Here is a 19,033-nt window from a genome sequence, read left to right on the forward strand (position 1 = left end):
AATTACTCAAACTTAAAACGATAACACTAAATTTATTTCAGTGAACATTAAAGCTGCCTATGGAATATAGCTCAAACGACGATTTTCAAGATATGTCTTTGACAAAATTTGAATCGATGCTTAAAACAAACGATGTTTTATTTTTCGATTCTAGCGAATTTGAAAACATTATTCACCACTATCTCGAAAACGGTAAAATAGCACTCGCTAAAAAAGCTATAAAATTAGGCCTACAACAACATCCCACATCTATAAATCTTAGCTTATTTAAAATTGAAATTTACATCCTAGAAAATAAGTTTGATGATGCCAACACTTTACTAGATGATCTTCATAATTTAGAGCCTAATAACGAAGAAATATACATTCAAAAAGCAAATGTATTATCTAAACAAGATATGCATCAAGAAGCCATAAATGCTCTTTTAATTGCATTAGATTTATCACAAGCACCTGATGATGATGGCGATTTATATGGTTTAATTGGCATGGAATATTTGTTCTTAGATCAATTTGAGAATGCACTTATTTATTTTAAAAAATGTTTAGATGTTAATCTAACTGATTACTCAGCGCTACATAATGTAATGTATTGTTTTGATTTTTTAGATCAGAATCAAGAAGCCATAGATTTCTTAAATGTATATTTAGATAAAAATCCATATTGTGAAGTCGCTTGGCATCAACTAGGTCGTCAATATTTCGCTATCAAACAATATGAAAAGGCTAATGCTTCTTTTGATTTTGCCATCATATCTGATGATACATTTATTGGAGCTTATATTGAAAAAGGTAAAGTTTTAGAAAAACTGAAAAAATATACCGAAGCCATTGAAAATTATAAAATTACATTGGCTTTAGATGACCCAACTTCATTTGCCCTATTACGAATTGGACATTGTTATGAAAAGTTAGGTGAAGATGACTTAGCTGTACAGTTTTTTGATAGAACCGTTAAAGAAGATCCGCTTTTAGACAAAGGTTGGATTGCTATAACTAAGTTTTACATAAAACATCAAAACTATCAGAAAGCATTATATTTTATTAATAAAGCAGTAAACATTGATAATGACAATGTATTGTATTGGAAACTGTATGCCCAAATTAATCAACGCCTTAACTTTTTAGAAGAGGCAGAACGTGGATATAAACACGCCTTAGACCTAGGAAATTACGAATTAGATACATGGTTAAGCAGAACAGATATTCTTATCAATTTAGGAGAATATGAAGCTTCAATTTTTAATCTATTACAATCTCTAGAATTTTATCCAGAATCGGCAGAAATAGAATACCGTTTAGGAGGTCTCTATTTTAAGCTTTTACAAACTGATAAAGGACATTATCATCTTAAAAATGGCTTACGTATTAACGCTGATTACGATTTTATTATAGAAGAATTGTTTCCATGTTTATTAAATAAACCTATGGTGAAAAATATTATTTCTACTTCTAAAAAATCTTCCAACTAAAAATCCATACCTTAGCATTTCTTAGATAAAAAAGTAATGCAAAGACATTTTTTTAATTATATCATTATAGGAATAAAAGGTATTATCATGGGTGCTGCTGATGTGGTTCCTGGTGTTTCTGGTGGAACCATTGCTTTTATTTCTGGTATCTATGAAGAACTTATAGAAAGCATTGATAAGGTTAGTTTAAATGTCTTTAAAGTCTGGAAAAAGTCTGGTTTTAAAACTGCTTGGAAATCAATTAATGGTTCTTTTTTATTGGCGTTATTTTCTGGTATAACTATCAGTATTTTATCATTAGCTAAACTTATAAAATGGTTATTGCACAACGAACCTATTTTACTTTGGTCATTTTTCTTTGGTTTAGTTTTAGCCAGTATTATTTATATAGGAAAACAAATTAAACATTGGTCTACAGTTGTTATAGTCGCTATTATTATAACGTCTATTATCTCTTATCTTATAACACTTGCTGAACCATTTGCTTCGCCTGATAGTCCTTTCTATTTATTATTCTGCGGTTTTATTGCTATCATAGCTATGATTTTACCAGGAGTTTCTGGTGCATTTATTTTATTAATTTTAGGTGTTTATCAAGTTGCAATAGATACTATAAATCATTTAGTTGAAGGTATTACTACAGGAAATACAGATATGTTAAAAGATGCTGCGATCAAATTTTTATTATTAGCAGTAGGTTCATTAATCGGCTTAAAAACATTTAGCAAAGTACTAAACTGGATGTTTAAACATAAAAAGAATCTTACGTTAGCTATACTCACTGGTTTTATGATTGGTTCTTTAAATAAAATATGGCCTTGGAAAGAAATCCTTAAAACACGTATTAATTCTGAAGGTCAAGAAGTCACTCTTTTAGATAAAAGTATACTTCCATCTGCTTACGAAGGAGATAATAAGTTTTTATGGGCAATACTATTTATGGTTATTGGGTTTGCTACCATATTAGTAATAGAACGGCTAGGTAAAGACAAAAACAAAGCCTAATGAAAAGTAATAGTACTAAAACACTTAAAGACCGCATATTTTTAGTCCTTAAAGGTTTAGGTATGGGAGCTGCTAATAAAGTTCCTGGAGTTTCTGGTGGTGTTGTTGCTTTTGTTGCTGGGTTTTATGAAGAGTTTATTTATTCGCTACAGCGCGTTAATAAAGATGCTTTTAAAATGTTACTTAAAGGGCAATTTAAAAGTTTCTACAATCATATTAATGGCACCTTTTTATTCTTGCTATTCTTCGGAATGATTATCAGTTATTTTAGTATCTCTAAAATATTAGATTATTTAATAGAACATTACCATTTGTATGTCTGGAGCTTATTCTTCGGAATGATTCTTGGATCAATTTATTACATCTATAAAGATTTTAAAGCTTGGGGAACAACAACTTTTTTAGCACTAGTTATAGGTATTACTACTGGAGTTAGCATTAGTTTTCTAGACCCAGCTATGGAAAATGACAATCTATTTTTTGTTTTTTTCTGTGGCATCATTAGTGTATCTGGAATGACATTACCTGGCTTTTCTGGCTCTTTTATTTTAATTCTTCTTGGTAATTATGTGTTACTCTTAGTCGATTCTGTTAATGCGCTTTATGATACAGTAGCTGATATTTTCCGTGGAGATTTTGAGTTTATTCATAACCAAGTTAGAGTTAGATTATTAAAAGTACTTACTGTATTTACTTTGGGTTCAGTTACTGGTTTGGTAACATTATCTCATATTTTAAATTATATACTTAAACACTATAAAAATGTAACTTTAGCTACGATCATTGGATTTATAATTGGATCGTTAGGTGTGGTTTGGCCATGGAAAGAAACCATTCATAAAGTCTCCGAGCAAGGAGTTACGATTTTAGATTCTACTGGAGCTCCTATTATAGAAAATTACAAACGGTATTTCCCAGAATTATCAACAGAAACTTTTTTAGCAATACTATATATAATTATTGGTATTGCCATAGTTTTAAGCCTTGATTGGTATGGACAAAAAAGAAAAAGACAACACATATAAGTTTGGGTTAGTTGGCAAAGACATTGACTATTCCTTTTCAAGAGCCTACTTTGCTGAAAAGTTTAAAGTCGAAGGTTTAGCGCATACTTATGCAAATTTTGATATTCAGCATATATCTGAACTCAAAACTATTCTTCAAGGCACCAAAAAAATTAAAGGCCTAAATGTTACCATTCCGTACAAAGAAGATGTAATACCTTTTTTAGATAAGTTAGATAAAAAGGCTTTAAAAATAGGTGCTGTAAACACTATAAAAATTACTAAAAAAGGAAAATACATTGGTTACAATACCGATTTTTATGGGTTTAAAAAATCTTTAGAACCACATTTAAAAAATTATCATAACAGAGCTTTAATTCTTGGTACTGGCGGAGCTTCAAAAGCTATTGCCTATACTTTAAAAAAATTGAACATTGAGTATCATTTTGTTTCGCGCACTAAAAAAGAAGGTGTAACATTCTGCTATTCTGAGTTAAACACATCTATTATTGAAAATCATAAAATTATAATTAATTGCACTCCTGTTGGTACATTTCCGGATGTAAATAGCTACCCAGACATTCCGTATAATGGTATTACAAATCAACATATACTATACGATCTTATTTATAACCCTGAAAAAACAAAATTTTTGAGTTGTGGTATCGCTCAAAACGCAATAACTATTAACGGAAAAAAAATGCTAGAACTACAAGCTGAAAAATCTTGGAAAATCTGGAATAGTTAATAAATACTAGCCTATTATTCCTTTACGTTTTGTATTTGTAACACATTTGTTATCTTTAACCCTACACATAAAATTTACGACTGATGTCTAAGAACGATAACCTGCTGAATGCAGATGGAAAAAAAGAAGTTGAAATTAACAATTCAACTCCAGTGCCAACCGAAAACACAACTACAGAGTCTATTGCTGTTACAGAAACCAATACAGATAATCTTGAAATTGTATCAGAAACCGAAACTCAAGTTTCTGAGACTCTACTTGCAAAAGAAGATGAAGATGACAACAACACCACTTCAGAAGAAGCACATGTAGAGGAAATTGAAAGTTCTAATGCTGAAGATGCTGAAGATGAATCTAATGTTGAGCGTCACAAACTAGAAAGCAAAGATTACCATGCCATGTCTATGGATCTTTTGGTAATTGAATTTGAAAAGCTTATAAAAAACCATAAAGTTCAAAATATCTCTACACATGTTAATGAGATTAAATCTGAATTTAATTCTAAGTACGCTGCACTTTTAGATGAAAAGAAAGAAGAGTTTATAGCTGATGGTGGAAATCAAATTGATTTTTATTATACAAACGATACTAAAAAACGTTTTAATACAGCTTACAAAGATTATAAGTACTCTATAAATGCGTATTATAAAGAACGAGAGCAAAGTTTAAAACAAAATCTTGAAAATAGACTCACTATTATAGAAGAGATAAAAGGCTTACTTAATGTTGAAGAGAATATAAATACAACATATAAGCATTTTAAAGAATTACAAGACAAATGGCGTAATGCTGGTCCAATTCCTAGAGATAAATACAATAATGCATGGAATACTTACCATCATCATGTAGAACGGTTTTACGACTTTTTACATCTCAATCGCGATTTACGCGATATGGATTTTAAGCATAACCTCGATCAAAAATTAAAAATTATTTTGCGTGCTGAAGAGCTAGCCGCTGATGAAAACACAAACCGTTCGTTTAGAGAATTACAAGTACTACACAAACTTTGGAAAGAAGAATTAGGTCCTGTTGCTAAAGAACATAGAGAAGACATTTGGGAACGTTTTAGCAATGCTACAAAAACTATACACGATAAGCGTCAAGCCTATTATGCTGACCTAGATAAAGCTTACGAAAAAAATCTTGAACGCAAAGAAGATATTATATCTCAGATTATTACTGTAAATGAAGATACAACAGATTCTCATGGAGCATGGCAGAAAAAAATTAAGACTATAGAAGTGCTTCGCGAAGATTTTTTTAACGCAGGTAAAGTCCCTCTAAAAGTTAACGAAGCCACTTGGGCAAAATTTAAAAATGCTGTTAGAGATTTCAACAGAAATAAAAATAAGTTTTATAAAAGTTTAAAAAAGGATCAATTTAATAACCTCCAAAAAAAGAACGATTTAATTAAAATTGCTGAGGATAATAAAAACAGTGAAGATTTTGAAACTGTGACTCCATTAATGAAAAAGATTCAGAACGAATGGAAAAAAATTGGTCATGTACCAAGGAGAGATTCTGATAAAATCTGGAAGCAATTTAAAGGTGCATGCAATCATTACTTTGATCGTTTACACGCAGGTAAAAAAGCTGAAAATCAAGAATTATATGATGCATTTGATAAGAAAGCAAAGCTCTTAGAAGATCTCAAATCATTTGATTTTACGGAAGACGTTAATGCAGATGTCGCTACATTACAAGCTAAGATTAGCGAATGGAAAGCTGTTGGACATGTGCCGCAAAACAAACGTTTTATTGATGGAAAATTCAGTAAAACTATTGATGCAACTTTCAATCAATTAAAAATGGACAAATCTAAATTAGAGATGATTAGATTTGAAAGCAAACTCGAAAATTTATCAAACCCTGATGACACACGCTTGTTAGATAATGAGCAAAACTTTATTCGTAAAAAAATTGATGAAGTAAAAGGGGAAATTAATCAGCTAGAAAATAATCTCCAATTTTTCTCTAATGTAAAAGATGACAATCCTTTAGTTAAAGATGTCCATAGAAATATTGAAAACCACAAAAAGGCATTAGATACTTGGCAAGAAAAATTGAAGAAGATTCGTAGTATGTATTCTTAAAACACTTTTTTCACAATACTATAATTAAAATTTATGTCGTTTTATAATATCCGGAAAGCATTCTTTCACTTAATTCTGTTAACCTTTTTCTCTTTTAGCTTTTCTCAAAATAGTAATGATGGTATTTATTTAACTTTTGAACAGTTCAAAAGAAGAGAACCTTGTTCTGTAGAAAATATAGTATTTAAAAATAAATCAGAAAAACTTTTAACTGTAAATAAAATAGAAAATCAATGCAATGGATATGATAAAATTAATAAGCTAATTGCCATTACTCATAATGGCAATATATACTACAATATGAAACATAATATTGAATTTGTAACTAGAAACAGGTTTTCTAAACTTGTAATTCTGGGCAGATATTGTGCTTTTGTAGTTGATGAATCTTATCCAAGAAATATTCAAGGTCAAGCAGGTTTCACCAGTACACGTTTAATAGGCGGTTATATAGAAGATGGTGTTGGTTTTAAATTGAAAAAAAGTAAAATCTATTTTTTAGATATAGAAAAGGATTACAAACCACGTGTTTTAACAAGAAAACGATTAAAAGATTTACTTTCAGATAGACCAGAAAATTTAAAGAAGCTATTAGATTCTGATAGGTCTTTAAAATTATATTTAGAATTACTAGACAGTCTTAACAAAGATTAAACAACCCTTGTTAATAATAAGGTTACTATTTGCTTTACATAATAAGTAAAGAAATCTCTACTATATTCCATTATACTCTTAAATAATCATTACGTAAAAAGTTAACACAAACATTCGTTTAACTATGATGTTTTTCTATACAGATGAAATAAATCAAAATCCACTTGCTTAAACAAGTGGATTTTGCCCTAACTAAACTAAATTAACCTTAATTACTCGCTTAATATATAATTAAGATTCTACTAAGATTTATGAAACTAACTACAGTCTCATATAATAGTTACGTTATAAAAATGAGTTTGGATTTTTTAATTCAATTTTTTTTGAAAATTTTTGACATTGTTATACCAGCGAATGTGGGAATAACTGTTTATTATAACAACTTAGCTTCTTCCCAATACACATCCATTTCAGATAGAGTCATATCTTTTAATGGCTTATTAATTTCCTTTGATTTTTCTTCTAGATATTGAAATCGTTTTATAAACTTTTTATTGGTACGCTCTAAAGCATTTTCTGGGTTTATATTTAAAAACCGTGCATAATTAATCATAGAAAACAATACGTCGCCAAATTCGTTTTCAATAGCGTCCGTATTACCTGTTGCTATTTCTTGTTTTAATTCTGTAAGCTCCTCCTCTACTTTTTCAAACACTTGTTCTGGTGCTTCCCAATCAAAGCCAACTCCTGCTACTTTATCTTGTATTCTATTGGCTTTAACCATTGCTGGCAAACTCTTCGGGACTCCTTCTAAAACACTTTTTTTGCCTTCTTTAAGTTTTAACTCTTCCCAATTTCGTTTGACGTCTTCTTCATCATTAACTTCAATATCTCCATAAATATGTGGATGACGACTTACCAGTTTATCACTAATACTATCGCAAACAGACTCTATATCAAAACTATTGGTTTCACTTCCTATTTTTGCATAGAATACAATATGCAATAGTACATCGCCTAATTCTTTTTTAACCTCATCTAAATCATTGTCTAAAATAGCGTCGCCTAATTCATAGACTTCTTCTATAGTGAGATGACGAAGCGACTCCATGGTTTGCTTTTTATCCCACGGACATTGTGCTCTAAGCTCGTCCATTATAGTTAACAAACGATCAAAAGCTTTTAATTGCGAAGTTCTATCTGGCATCTTTTTGGTTAAATTTAGAATTCTAAAATTACCACAATTATATGCAAACTAAGAAAGGAATACAGGTTTATTCTTCTTCAGAAGTATCATCGTCTTCATCAGTATCTAATACTGATAAAAGATCGTTTTTTTGAAGAATATTATACCATTGAATCACTTTTTTAATGTCTGAAGGATAAACACGATCCTCGTCATAATCTGGTAAGACATCAAAGAAAAACTCTTCTAAATCGTCTTTACTTGCTTTATGGCTAATTTCTGTAGGCTGACCATTAGCTTTAGTTTTAATTGTATTTAATACATTCTTTAAAGGAATTTCTTCTGCTAATGTATAAATAGCAATTTCACTTAAAATACTGATATTGCTATGTGCGCCAACAGTAATTCTTTTTTTATCTATTAAGGATTCTACAATAGCTCCTGTACGTGTTTGTGCTACAATTTGATATAATCCTGGTTTTCCTGAAATTGATAAAATTTTATCTAAACTCATAGGTATATGTAATTAGCGCTTTCTACTCATAGCAGGAAATCGCATTTTGTAATCTATTTTAATTTTTCCTTTTGAAATGTTTTGCAACTTTCCTTTAATTAAACGCTTTTTAAACGATGATAGTTTATCAGTAAAAAGAACGCCTTCTATATGGTCGTATTCGTGCTGAATAACTCTAGCTATTAAACCTGAATATTCTTCAACATGTGTTTCAAAATTTTCATCTTGATATTGAATCTTAATATTAGGTTGCCTAAATACATCTTCTCTTACATCTGGTATACTTAAACAACCTTCATTAAAAGCCCATTCGTCTCCTTCTTCTTCTAAGATAATTGGATTTACAAACACCTTTTTAAAAGCCTCTAATTCTGCCTTCTCATCTTCTGAAAAACTTTCGTCTTCAGAAAAAGGTGAAGTATCTACTAAAAACAAACGTATAGCCAAACCAATTTGAGGTGCTGCCAAACCTACTCCATAAGCTCCATACATGGTCTCGTGCATATTGTTTATAAGCTCAGAAAGTTTAGGATAATTACTATCAATTTCGATAGCTTTCTTTTTTAAGACAGGATCACCATAAGCTACAATCGGTAAAATCATAATGTATTTGTTTTCGGGTGCAAAAATATCAAATTCAAAAATCAAACACCAACTTCTATAGACTTAATTAACAAATTGTGATCTCTATTGATTAGACATATAACTTTGTAAAATTAAGGTAGCACTAATCTCATCTATTAATGCTTTATTTTGACGTCGTTTTTTGCTAATTCCGCTATCAATCATTGTTTGAAATGCTATTTTTGATGTAAAACGTTCATCTACACGTTCTACCGGAATATTAGGAATGGTTTGTTTTAATTGCTTTAAAAACTTTTGAATATGTACTTCGCTTTCAGAAACTGTATTATCCATCTGCTTTGGTAAACCGATAATAAACATATCTACCGTTTCTTTTTCTATATATTTTTTTAAAAAAATTAGTAGCTCTTTTGTTTCAACAGTAGTAAGACCAGATGCAATAATTTGCATTTCGTCAGTAATAGCAATTCCTGTTCTTTTTGTTCCGTAATCTATAGCTAAAAGTCTTCCCATATATTTTACAAAGATAATATAATAAGAAACGCTCCTAATAATCAAGGAGCGTTTTCATTCTGCTATTAATTATTCCATGATTAACATCTTACAAAAGAATATAATCACTCTATTAACTAATATCTAAGACACCTGTTTATTATAAAGGTCACAAATTTTTCTAAATATTTTTTTGATCTTTTATATGAGCTTATCTTTGCCATCAGAAATTAAATATACATTAATGAAAGATTTACAATCTATTATAGAAAATGCTTGGGAAGATCGTTCCCTTTTATCTGATGTTAATACAACAGATGCTATTAGAGAAGTTATAAACCGTATAGACGTTGGAGATTTAAGAGTCGCTGAACCTGTTGAAGGTGGTTGGCAAGTTAACGAATGGGTTAAAAAAGCTGTTGTTTTATATTTTCCTATTCAGAAAATGGAGACATTAGAAGCTGGTATCTTTGAGTACCACGATAAAATGCCATTAAAACGCGGATATGCAGAAAAAGGAATTCGTGTTGTTCCTAATGCCGTAGCTAGACATGGAGCATATATCTCTAAAGGTGTTATTATGATGCCTAGTTATGTTAACATCGGAGCTTATGTAGATGAAGGTACTATGGTTGACACATGGGCAACTGTGGGTAGTTGTGCACAGATTGGCAAAAATGTACATCTTTCTGGTGGTGTTGGTATTGGTGGTGTTTTAGAGCCTCTACAAGCAGCTCCTGTAATTATTGAAGATGGTGCTTTTATAGGCAGTCGTTGTATTGTTGTAGAAGGAGTACGTGTAGAAAAAGAAGCTGTTTTAGGAGCTAATGTTGTACTAACTATGAGCACAAAAATTATTGATGTTACTGGTGACGAACCTATTGAAATGCGAGGCAGAGTTCCTGCACGCTCTGTAGTTATACCTGGTAGCTATACAAAATCATTTCCTTCTGGAGATTATAATGTACCTTGTGCTTTAATTATTGGAAAACGTAAAGAAAGTACAGATAAAAAAACCTCTTTAAATGATGCTTTACGAGAGTACGATGTAGCGGTGTAATCTATAATTTTGAAACTATTAATTATTCAGCAAAAAATGATTGGTGATGTGCTTACAAGCAGTATGATGTTTGAAGCACTTCACCAAAAATACCCTAACTCACAATTAGATTATTTAATTAATTCGCATACATTTCCTGTAGTTGAAAACAATCCCTTTATCAACGAATTTATTTTTTTTACACCAGAGGTTCAAAATAATAAAATAGCTTTTTTACGTTTTTTAAAAAATTTAAAACAAAAGAAATATGATGTTATTATAGATGTCTACGGAAAATTGAGTAGTAATCTTATAACACTTTTTTCGAAATCTAAATTTAAAATTGGATATCATAAACCGCAATCTTCTTTTATATATACTCATCCAATAAAGCGTAAAACAAAACCTGATTATAATGCAAGTTTGGCTATAGAAAACAGAATGCTTTTACTAGAACCTCTTAATGTTCCTTTTAAAGTATATAAACCTTCTATATATTTAAGTAAAACCGAAATTGAAGACGCTAAAAATTATTTAAAGCACCAAAATATAGATTTAAATAAACCTTTATTTATGATTAGTGTTTTAGGAAGTAGCTTAGCTAAAAGTTATCCTTTTGAGTATATGGCGAAATTGTTAGATGCTATAATAAAGATAAAACCTAATGCTCAAATTCTATTTAATTACTTGCCAAAACAAAAAGAAGATGTAGAATTAATTTTTGATCTATGTAAAAAAAGTACGCAAAACAATATTTTTATAGATGTATATGGCAAGAGTCTAAGAGAATTCTTAGCGATAACATTTCATTGCAATGCTTTGATTGGTAATGAAGGAGGCGCTAACAATATGGCAAAAGCATTAAACATATCTACATTTACAATTTTTTCTCCACACCTAAATAAACAGAATTGGTTTGGTAACATAGAATCGGATGATCATGTAGCCGTTCATATAAATGATTATATGGAGCATACAAATAAAGATAGGATTGAAGCTAAAAAGAACCCTGAATCGTATTACCTAAAATTAAAACCAGAGCTTATAATACCTAAATTAAATTCTTTTTTAGTTAATTTTGAATAATGCATTACAAATTCTTAATTTATATCTCTTACCGTTATGCCATTCCTATTGGAGTGCCACTTGAGAATGAGATTATACGTAGAGAATATTCTGTGAAATGGTTTTCTGATAGAGACAAAGATATTGTTGAATTAAATTCAAAAAATAATGTTTTAGAATCTATAGAACAAGTATTGGATTACCAACCTCATATTATTTTAGCTATTACTGACATAATACCTGATTTTATTAATGCGTTAAAAGTACAAGTGTTTCATGGATTTCCAGCTAATAAAAGAAAAGGAACAGATCAATTTAAAATTAGAGGTTTATTTGATTTGTACTGTACACAAGGTGAATCTTCTACAGGTGTTTTTACACAAATTAGTAAAGAAAATAAAACTTTTGAAGCAATAGAAACTGGTTGGTCTAAAGTAGATCCGCTTTTTCCAATAGTTAACAAACCTATTTCTGACAATCCTGTTATTTTAATAGCATCAACTTTTACAAAACAATACAGTTTAGCGTTAAATGATGATGTTGTAAACGAAATTCAACGTATTTCAAAACTAAAGAAATGGCGTTTTATGATTGTTCTACATCCAAAACTACCGGAAAGTACTAAGGAAAAAATCAAAAGCATTCAAAATGATTATTTGACCTATTATGATACTACGGATTTAATACCGCTTTTTAAAAAAGCCGATGTAATGTTTTCGGATACTACTTCTGCCATCATTGAGTTTTTATTACAAAAAAAGCCCGTTGTTACTTTTAAAAATAATATGCCAGGACCATATTTAATTGATATTTCTAGAATAGAAGATATAGAAGTTTCAATTAAAAAAGCATTGAAACGACCTAAACAACTTATTAAAGAAATTGAAGAATTTGCTCAATTTTCTCATACATTTAATGATGGTAAATCAAGTAAAAGAGTTATTGATGCTACAATTTCTTTTTTACACAAAGACAAAAGCCATTTAAAAAAGAAACCGCTTAACTTAATTAGAAAATACAAGATTAGAAAGAAATTAAATTATTACACATTAAAATCTTTTAATCGCCCATTTACAATAAAAGATCAAGATTAATTCTTTTATTAAATCATATAAACTACCTTGATAGTAGATATAATAGGAAGTATTTATTAAATATTCATCTATTGATAGCATCAAAAAAGTTATTTTTACCAATTCATAATCAACATTTATTTGACCTCAAATCATTCTAAAATATCAGCTTTACTTATTACCTATAATGAGATAAATCATATAGAAGATGTAATTGCTAATGTTCGTTTCTGTGATGAAATTATTGTTGTAGATTCTTATAGCAATGATGGAACTTATGAAAAACTTAATGAATATACCGATGTAAAAGTAATACAGCATAAATTTAAAAACTTTGCTGACCAACGCAATTTTGCTATAAATCAAGTTAATAACAATTGGATTCTTTTCATTGATGCAGATGAACGTATAACTCCTGAGCTACAAAAAGAAATATTAGAAAAAGTCAGTAGTAACACTCAAAGTGTAGCTTTTAAATTTAAAAGGCAATTTATTATTCAAGGAAAAAAGATAAAATATTGCGGTTTTCAGACCGACACTATTTTTCGGTTATTTAAAAAAGGAACAACAAAATACAGAGAAGATCGATTCGTCCATGAGTTACCAATTATAGATGGCGAGACTGAACTTTTAAATCATAAAATGCTTCATTATTCGTTTAATGATTATGAAAGCTATAGAAAAAAAGTAGAGCATTATGGTAAACTAAAAGCACTTGAATTACATAAAAAAGGAACTCAACCGAATGCTTTTAAGTTCTATTCTAAATTCTTATATAAGTTTATATTCAACTTTATTTTTAGGTTAGGGTTTTTAGACGGAATAGCAGGTTATAACATCTGTAAATTAAATGCTTTAGGAATAATATACAGGTATAGAGAACTTAAACGTTTATCTGTTACGCCAAAATAGAAGCTTTTTTTTAAGCCTTTTTTTGCGATGAAATTTATCCTGAAAATCTTGTGTCTCTTTCCACATTAAATTAAAAACTTTGGTATACTCCATACAAATGCATTTAGAATATTCATCACTCATAACCTCAATCATTGATTTATGAGTTGCTAATCTCGAAAAGTTTTTAATACGAGTTTCAAAATCTAGTGTTTTAAACTCCATCCTATTTAAATCAACCAAATAAAATTGATAATCGTCATTATCTGCTTTAATTAATGTATTTCCTGGAGAATGATCTAAAAAATGAATTCCTTTTTCGTGCAATTTAAAAGTAAACCTGGTAAAAGCTCTTATTATGTTTTCATGATTTGGATAATTAAAATCTGTAGTCAACTCTCTATACGTTAAATCGTATGATAAATGCTCACTAATATAATAGCTCTTTTTAAATAAAAATGGTTTCGAAAATTCATAATAAGCTATAGGTTGTGGTGTTCCAATACCAAATTCTTTTAATCTACACGCATACTCAAAAGAACGTTGTGCTTTACTTTTTCTAAATAATTGATATGCTAGTTGGTTTACAATATTTGGGATTTTAAACGATTTTACATTAATGATTTGCTTATCTAATTCAAATAGCTTTATAGAATTTCTATCTTGTTTTCCAAAGTTTTCTCCCTTAGTATTATAATTTAAAATGATACTGTCTAAAAAACTTTCTTTATCATTAAATTTATTATGAATAATTTTATTCTTCATTTAAATAACTCTCTATACCGTTTTTACACCAAGTAACTTTATTAGTAATTGTATTCTGTTCTATTTCGTTATTAATTTCTAATCTATCTTTTGATTTCTCATTATGATATATATGATATAAAATTCCTTTATATCTTAAACGTCTAGCCTTAATACCAAAATTATGCAACCTAAGTGCTAATTCAGAATCTTCTCTTCCCCAACCTTTAAAATCTTCATTATAACCATTTACTGCTATAAAATCTTTTCTAAAAAAAGACGTATTACATCCTCTATACTTTTTTGAAAATTTAGTGCTTTTTTTATACAAAAAACTTAATAAAGGTATACGAATAGTTCTCGTTCTCTTTTTGATCCCTTTTGAGAATACACCAAACCTAATCTTTTTATTTTCAAATAATGTTTTAAGATAATGCTTCTGAATATTAACTCTACTTCCATATAAATACACACTAGCTTCAGCTAAACTAAGATGATCTTTAACAAATAAAGGATGTAAAATACAATCTCCATCTGCCTGAATAATATAATCTCCTTTAGCTATTGCTATTGCTTTATTTAATATCACTGACTTTCTAAATCCTTCATCTTTATGCCAAACATGTATTAAAGGAGATTTTAGTTTGCCTTTGAACATTTCAATAACATCTTTTGTCTCATCACTAGATCCATCATCTGCTATAATTATTTCGTCAGGCAATATTTTTTGGTTATTTACACTTTTAAGTACTAAGCTTAAAGCTTCAGGCCAATTATAGGTAGAAATAACCAAACTAGAAGTAAAACTAGGTTTCATATAGCAATATTACAACTTTTCGTCGGTCTTAAATAATTTATACAGCAACTAAAAAATGATCAAAACCGATTATCTTTGCTAAAACTCAAAGAGCTATTACAACAGAAGTCCACAACACAATAAGAGTATTAAAAAACGGAGGAATTATCCTTTATCCTACAGATACGGTTTGGGGTATTGGCTGTGATGCTAAAAATGCTGAAGCCGTTAAAAAAATTTATGCTTTAAAAAAAAGAATCGCTACTAAATCTATGATATGTTTAGTTGCCAATCAATCTATGCTAAGGAATTACATTTCTCACATACCAGATTCCGCTATTAAAATTATTAATACAGAAACACAACCAACCACTATCATCTATAATAACCCAAAATATTTAGCTAATAATTTAATAGCTGAAGATAGTACAATAGCTATACGAATCCCTAATCATAAATTTTGTCAAGAATTATTACTTCAATATAACGGCGCTATTGTTTCTACCTCAGCAAATATAAGTGGTCAATCTACTCCACAATCCTTTAAAGAAATTACTCAAGACATTATTAAAGGTGTAGACTATGTTGTAAATTTGCAACACGAAAAAACAGATGTAAATCCATCAAAAATTATTAAAATTAATACAGATGGATCATTAAAAATTATCCGTGAATAATTAGCTTAAATTTTAAAGCTAAAGTCTAAGATGAATTACAAAAACGCACTACAACATCATATTTTTAAGATTATATCTAAATCTGCAAAATCTTTAAATATAGACGCTTATGTTATTGGAGGTTTTGTACGCGACTATTTTTTAGAACGTGGAGAAGCCAAAGATATAGATATCGTTGCTATTGGTAATGGCATAGATTTAGCACAAGAAGTTTCTAAGCAAATTCCTAATCACCCAAAAGTTCAGGTCTTTAAAACTTATGGTACTGCAATGCTTAAGTATGAGGATATTGAAATTGAATTTGTTGGTGCGCGCAAAGAAAGTTATTCTGAAGACAGCAGAAATCCTATTGTAGAAAATGGATCTTTAGAAGATGATCAAAATCGAAGAGATTTTACTATAAATGCATTAGCATTAAGCCTAAATGAAAATACTTTCGGAGAACTTCTCGACCCTTTTAATGGCATTAATGATCTTGATGCAAAAATCATTAGAACACCTTTAAACCCAGATATAACATATAGTGATGACCCATTACGTATGTTAAGAGCTATTCGTTTTGCTTCGCAATTAGATTTTAAAATAGAAAGCAATTCTCTTAATGCCATAACTAAGAATAAAGATCGAATAAAAATTATTACTAAAGAACGTATTGTTACTGAAATCAATAAGATATTATTAAGTAAAAAACCTTCTGTTGGATTTATACTCCTAGAAAAAACAGGACTTCTTAATTATATTTTACCAGAACTTACAGCACTTAAAGGTATTGATGAAATTGAAGGGCAACGCCATAAAGATAATTTTTATCACACGTTAGAAGTTGTCGATAATATATCTAAACATACAGAAGATTTATGGCTACGTTGGGCTGCACTTTTACATGATATTGGTAAAGCACCTACTAAAAAATTCCATAAAAAAATTGGTTGGACATTTCATGGTCACGAGTTTAAAGGTTCTAAAATGGTTTACCATTTATTTAAACGCTTAAAGATGCCTCTTAATGATAAAATGAAGTTTGTTCAAAAAATGGTATTGATGAGCTCTCGTCCAATTGTATTAGCAACTGAGGTTACAGATTCTGCAGTACGTCGTTTGGTTTTTGACGCTGGCAACCATGTAGAAGATTTAATGACGCTTTGTGAAGCGGATATTACTACCAAAAATCCAAAAAAATTTAAGCGCTATCATAACAATTTTAAAATCGTTAGAGATAAAATTATTGAAGTTGAAGAACGAGACCATGTTCGTAATTTTCAGCCACCAGTTAGTGGTGAAGAGATTATGAAAACCTTTAATTTAAAACCTTCAAGAGAAATAGGGATTATTAAAGAAATTATTAAAGAAGCTATTCTCGAAGGCGAAATACCAAACGAATACGAAGCCGCATTTCAATTAATGCTAAAAGAAGGTGAAAAATTAGGATTGATAAAACATGAAGAAAGATAATAATAAGGTTATATACTGGTTACTTATCGGTTGTATTTTAATATTTATAATGGTCGTAGTCGGTGGTATTACGCGTCTCACGCATTCAGGATTATCCATATCTAATTACAAATTAATTTCTGGAACCATTCCGCCAATGAACAAAATAGAATGGAACGAAGCTTTTGATTTATATAAACAATACCCAGAATATCAAAAACTCAACTATAACATGACTTTAGAAGAGTTTAAAGATATTTATTTTTGGGAATGGATTCATCGTGTTATCGGTCGTTTTATAGGCTTAGTGTTTATCATTCCGTTCATCTATTTTTTAATTAAAAAACAGCTCACAAAAGCAACAATAAAGAAAGCTTCTCTATTACTCGTTCTCGGAGGTTTTCAAGGTTTTTTAGGTTGGTATATGGTAAAGAGTGGTTTAGTTGATCGTCCAGATGTTAGTCATTACAGATTAGCGGCACACCTTACTACAGCATTTTTAACGTTTGCTTACACATTTTGGGTGGCTTTAGATCTAATTTTCCCAGAAAGGAAAACCTACAATAAAAAATTTAGAAACTTTATTAGAATAGGTTTAACCCTTTTAATATTACAGATTATTTACGGTGCATTTGTTGCTGGTTTAGATGCGGGTTGGATACATAACCACTGGCCATTAATGAACGATGGAAAATTTATACACGAAACTGTTTATATAGAACAAAACCCATTATATCTTAATTTTATTGAAGGCAGAAGCGGTGTTCAGTTTGTGCATAGAATCTTAGCATACATTGTTGTTATTTTTATCATATCTATTTGGTATAAAACAAGAAAGATGCAGCTTACATTGTTACAAAATAGAGGTGTTAACCTATTATTTATAATGGTAGGTTTACAATTTTTGTTAGGTGTATTAACACTTGTTCTTGGAGTTCCGGTATGGCTAGGTGTTGTACACCAAGTTGGCGCATTTATATTGTTAAGTACAATGGTATTTACACTTCATCGTTTCTCTAAATAGTTTAACTTTGCAATATGATTTACAGATTTAGAGTCATCTTAGACAACGACACCGAAGAGGATATTTTTAGAGATTTAGAAATACGAGAAACCGATACTATGGAAGATCTTCATAATATCATAACACAATCTTTTGGTTTTGATGGTATGGAAATGGCATCGTTTTATGTTAGTGATGATGAATGGAATCAAGGCGAAGAGATTTCTATGTTTGACATGAGTGAAGCTGGTAATGAAGTCAAAGTGATGAGTACTACAATTATTAAAAATATAGTACATGAAGCTTCTACGCGTCTTATCTATGTTTACGATTTTTTAAACATGTGGACCTTCTTTGTTGAACTTGCAGAAATTGTAGAAGAAGCGCAAGGTTTAGATTATCCAAATCTTATGTTTGTGCAAGGTCAAGTACCAGATGAAGCCCCAGAAAAACAATTTGAAGCAGACACAGATGATGAAGGTTTTAATGAGTTTGATGATGACGTAAAATTTGACGATTATGAAGATTTAGATTTTGACGAGAATTGGAATTAATTTAATTCCACATTATATACACTAAAGCATTTCTATTAAGAAATGCTTTTTTTATAACTAACTG

Annotated in this window: 20 protein-coding genes; 14 read left to right on the forward strand and 6 right to left on the reverse strand. The window is 29.7% G+C overall.

Annotation, left to right across the window (positions count from 1 at the left end):
- Window positions 1-59: 59 nt before the first annotated feature.
- The 6 genes from K8Z87_RS11590 to K8Z87_RS11615 all read left to right on the forward strand — a co-directional run bounded on the left by K8Z87_RS11590 (window position 60) and on the right by K8Z87_RS11615 (window position 6,979).
- Window positions 60-1,472 carry a tetratricopeptide repeat protein gene (locus K8Z87_RS11590; protein ID WP_227477730.1) on the forward strand — a complete coding sequence of 471 codons (1,413 nt, stop codon included), beginning with the start codon at window positions 60-62 and terminating at the stop codon, window positions 1,470-1,472.
- A gap of 36 nt (window positions 1,473-1,508) precedes the next feature.
- Window positions 1,509-2,477, forward strand: coding sequence for a DUF368 domain-containing protein (locus K8Z87_RS11595; RefSeq protein ID WP_227477731.1), 969 nt, complete (start codon window positions 1,509-1,511; stop codon window positions 2,475-2,477).
- Window positions 2,477-3,502: a DUF368 domain-containing protein gene (locus K8Z87_RS11600; protein WP_227477732.1), complete on the forward strand. Its 1,026-nt coding sequence runs from the start codon at window positions 2,477-2,479 to the stop codon at window positions 3,500-3,502. Before K8Z87_RS11595 ends, K8Z87_RS11600 begins: the two co-directional genes overlap by 1 nt.
- Window positions 3,471-4,229, forward strand: coding sequence for a shikimate dehydrogenase family protein (locus tag K8Z87_RS11605; protein WP_227477733.1), 759 nt, complete (start codon window positions 3,471-3,473; stop codon window positions 4,227-4,229). Before K8Z87_RS11600 ends, K8Z87_RS11605 begins: the two co-directional genes overlap by 32 nt.
- An 83-nt stretch (window positions 4,230-4,312) precedes the next feature.
- A complete protein-coding gene (locus K8Z87_RS11610) occupies window positions 4,313-6,325 on the forward strand; it encodes a DUF349 domain-containing protein (RefSeq protein WP_227477734.1) in 2,013 nt (670 codons plus the stop codon).
- 33 nt (window positions 6,326-6,358) lie between these two features.
- On the forward strand, window positions 6,359-6,979 hold the full coding sequence (locus K8Z87_RS11615; RefSeq protein WP_227477735.1) for a hypothetical protein: 621 nt from the start codon (window positions 6,359-6,361) through the stop codon (window positions 6,977-6,979).
- A 373-nt stretch (window positions 6,980-7,352) separates the two neighbouring features.
- Here K8Z87_RS11615 and mazG read toward each other — a convergent pair whose 3' ends face one another.
- The 4 genes from mazG to ruvX form a co-directional block, all read right to left on the reverse strand.
- Entirely contained in the window at window positions 7,353-8,126 is a 774-nt protein-coding gene (mazG, locus tag K8Z87_RS11620; protein WP_227477736.1) for a nucleoside triphosphate pyrophosphohydrolase, read from the reverse strand.
- A 67-nt stretch (window positions 8,127-8,193) separates the two neighbouring features.
- Window positions 8,194-8,619 carry a DUF5606 family protein gene (locus K8Z87_RS11625; RefSeq protein ID WP_227477737.1) on the reverse strand — a complete coding sequence of 142 codons (426 nt, stop codon included), beginning with the start codon at window positions 8,617-8,619 and terminating at the stop codon, window positions 8,194-8,196.
- A gap of 12 nt (window positions 8,620-8,631) precedes the next feature.
- Window positions 8,632-9,222 carry a peptide deformylase gene (def, locus tag K8Z87_RS11630; protein WP_227477738.1) on the reverse strand — a complete coding sequence of 197 codons (591 nt, stop codon included), beginning with the start codon at window positions 9,220-9,222 and terminating at the stop codon, window positions 8,632-8,634.
- Window positions 9,223-9,306: 84 nt separating this feature from the next.
- Complete coding sequence (gene ruvX, locus K8Z87_RS11635) at window positions 9,307-9,717, reverse strand: Holliday junction resolvase RuvX (RefSeq protein WP_227477739.1); 411 nt, start codon at window positions 9,715-9,717, stop codon at window positions 9,307-9,309.
- A gap of 223 nt (window positions 9,718-9,940) precedes the next feature.
- On the opposite strand from ruvX, the gene K8Z87_RS11640 reads away from it, so the two are divergent.
- The 4 genes from K8Z87_RS11640 to K8Z87_RS11655 all read left to right on the forward strand — a co-directional run bounded on the left by K8Z87_RS11640 (window position 9,941) and on the right by K8Z87_RS11655 (window position 13,785).
- The gene (locus K8Z87_RS11640) at window positions 9,941-10,756 is read left to right on the forward strand and encodes a 2,3,4,5-tetrahydropyridine-2,6-dicarboxylate N-succinyltransferase (protein ID WP_227477740.1); all 816 of its coding nucleotides are present in this window, start codon (window positions 9,941-9,943) and stop codon (window positions 10,754-10,756) included.
- Between the two features lie 9 nt (window positions 10,757-10,765).
- On the forward strand, window positions 10,766-11,821 hold the full coding sequence (locus K8Z87_RS11645) for a glycosyltransferase family 9 protein (protein WP_227477741.1): 1,056 nt from the start codon (window positions 10,766-10,768) through the stop codon (window positions 11,819-11,821).
- Window positions 11,821-12,894 carry a CDP-glycerol glycerophosphotransferase family protein gene (locus tag K8Z87_RS11650; RefSeq protein WP_227477742.1) on the forward strand — a complete coding sequence of 358 codons (1,074 nt, stop codon included), beginning with the start codon at window positions 11,821-11,823 and terminating at the stop codon, window positions 12,892-12,894. The genes K8Z87_RS11645 and K8Z87_RS11650 overlap by 1 nt, the downstream gene beginning before the upstream one ends.
- Window positions 12,895-13,014: 120 nt before the next feature.
- Window positions 13,015-13,785, forward strand: a complete 771-nt coding sequence (locus K8Z87_RS11655; protein WP_227477743.1) for a glycosyltransferase family 2 protein — start codon at window positions 13,015-13,017, stop codon at window positions 13,783-13,785.
- Here K8Z87_RS11655 and K8Z87_RS11660 read toward each other — a convergent pair.
- Together K8Z87_RS11660 and K8Z87_RS11665 are read right to left on the reverse strand one after the other, a co-directional pair.
- On the reverse strand, window positions 13,765-14,529 hold the full coding sequence (locus K8Z87_RS11660; RefSeq protein ID WP_227477744.1) for a lipopolysaccharide kinase InaA family protein: 765 nt from the start codon (window positions 14,527-14,529) through the stop codon (window positions 13,765-13,767). The two genes, K8Z87_RS11655 and K8Z87_RS11660, sit on opposite strands and share 21 nt — an antisense overlap.
- On the reverse strand, window positions 14,519-15,325 hold the full coding sequence (locus K8Z87_RS11665) for a glycosyltransferase family 2 protein (protein ID WP_227477745.1): 807 nt from the start codon (window positions 15,323-15,325) through the stop codon (window positions 14,519-14,521). The genes K8Z87_RS11660 and K8Z87_RS11665 overlap by 11 nt, the downstream gene beginning before the upstream one ends.
- A gap of 95 nt (window positions 15,326-15,420) precedes the next feature.
- Between K8Z87_RS11665 and K8Z87_RS11670 the strand changes: the two genes are divergently transcribed.
- The 4 genes from K8Z87_RS11670 to K8Z87_RS11685 are packed head-to-tail and all read left to right on the forward strand — an operon-like array spanning window position 15,421 to window position 18,969.
- Window positions 15,421-15,981 carry an L-threonylcarbamoyladenylate synthase gene (locus tag K8Z87_RS11670; RefSeq protein ID WP_227477761.1) on the forward strand — a complete coding sequence of 187 codons (561 nt, stop codon included), beginning with the start codon at window positions 15,421-15,423 and terminating at the stop codon, window positions 15,979-15,981.
- A gap of 30 nt (window positions 15,982-16,011) precedes the next feature.
- Window positions 16,012-17,433 carry a CCA tRNA nucleotidyltransferase gene (locus tag K8Z87_RS11675; protein WP_227477746.1) on the forward strand — a complete coding sequence of 474 codons (1,422 nt, stop codon included), beginning with the start codon at window positions 16,012-16,014 and terminating at the stop codon, window positions 17,431-17,433.
- On the forward strand, window positions 17,420-18,436 hold the full coding sequence (locus tag K8Z87_RS11680) for a COX15/CtaA family protein (protein WP_227477747.1): 1,017 nt from the start codon (window positions 17,420-17,422) through the stop codon (window positions 18,434-18,436). Before K8Z87_RS11675 ends, K8Z87_RS11680 begins: the two co-directional genes overlap by 14 nt.
- A 14-nt stretch (window positions 18,437-18,450) precedes the next feature.
- Window positions 18,451-18,969 carry a plasmid pRiA4b ORF-3 family protein gene (locus tag K8Z87_RS11685; protein ID WP_227477748.1) on the forward strand — a complete coding sequence of 173 codons (519 nt, stop codon included), beginning with the start codon at window positions 18,451-18,453 and terminating at the stop codon, window positions 18,967-18,969.
- Window positions 18,970-19,033 lie beyond the last annotated feature (64 nt).

Origin of the sequence: Winogradskyella immobilis (assembly GCF_021887715.1) — a bacterium.
Taxonomy (GTDB): Bacteria; Bacteroidota; Bacteroidia; order Flavobacteriales; family Flavobacteriaceae; genus Winogradskyella; species Winogradskyella immobilis.

Excerpts from the sequence above, each read along its gene's own strand:
- K8Z87_RS11590 (WP_227477730.1), top strand. The coding sequence starts at position 60 with ATGGAATATAGCTCAAACGACGATTTTCAAGATATGTCTTTGACAAAA.
- K8Z87_RS11595 (WP_227477731.1), top strand. The coding sequence starts at position 1,509 with ATGCAAAGACATTTTTTTAATTATATCATTATAGGAATAAAAGGTATT.
- K8Z87_RS11600 (WP_227477732.1), top strand. The coding sequence starts at position 2,477 with ATGAAAAGTAATAGTACTAAAACACTTAAAGACCGCATATTTTTAGTC.
- K8Z87_RS11605 (WP_227477733.1), top strand. The coding sequence starts at position 3,471 with ATGGACAAAAAAGAAAAAGACAACACATATAAGTTTGGGTTAGTTGGC.
- K8Z87_RS11610 (WP_227477734.1), top strand. The coding sequence starts at position 4,313 with ATGTCTAAGAACGATAACCTGCTGAATGCAGATGGAAAAAAAGAAGTT.
- K8Z87_RS11615 (WP_227477735.1), top strand. The coding sequence starts at position 6,359 with ATGTCGTTTTATAATATCCGGAAAGCATTCTTTCACTTAATTCTGTTA.
- mazG (WP_227477736.1), bottom strand. The coding sequence starts at position 8,126 with ATGCCAGATAGAACTTCGCAATTAAAAGCTTTTGATCGTTTGTTAACT.
- K8Z87_RS11625 (WP_227477737.1), bottom strand. The coding sequence starts at position 8,619 with ATGAGTTTAGATAAAATTTTATCAATTTCAGGAAAACCAGGATTATAT.
- def (WP_227477738.1), bottom strand. The coding sequence starts at position 9,222 with ATGATTTTACCGATTGTAGCTTATGGTGATCCTGTCTTAAAAAAGAAA.
- ruvX (WP_227477739.1), bottom strand. The coding sequence starts at position 9,717 with ATGGGAAGACTTTTAGCTATAGATTACGGAACAAAAAGAACAGGAATT.
- K8Z87_RS11640 (WP_227477740.1), top strand. The coding sequence starts at position 9,941 with ATGAAAGATTTACAATCTATTATAGAAAATGCTTGGGAAGATCGTTCC.
- K8Z87_RS11650 (WP_227477742.1), top strand. The coding sequence starts at position 11,821 with ATGCATTACAAATTCTTAATTTATATCTCTTACCGTTATGCCATTCCT.
- K8Z87_RS11660 (WP_227477744.1), bottom strand. The coding sequence starts at position 14,529 with ATGAAGAATAAAATTATTCATAATAAATTTAATGATAAAGAAAGTTTT.
- K8Z87_RS11665 (WP_227477745.1), bottom strand. The coding sequence starts at position 15,325 with ATGAAACCTAGTTTTACTTCTAGTTTGGTTATTTCTACCTATAATTGG.
- K8Z87_RS11675 (WP_227477746.1), top strand. The coding sequence starts at position 16,012 with ATGAATTACAAAAACGCACTACAACATCATATTTTTAAGATTATATCT.
- K8Z87_RS11680 (WP_227477747.1), top strand. The coding sequence starts at position 17,420 with ATGAAGAAAGATAATAATAAGGTTATATACTGGTTACTTATCGGTTGT.
- K8Z87_RS11685 (WP_227477748.1), top strand. The coding sequence starts at position 18,451 with ATGATTTACAGATTTAGAGTCATCTTAGACAACGACACCGAAGAGGAT.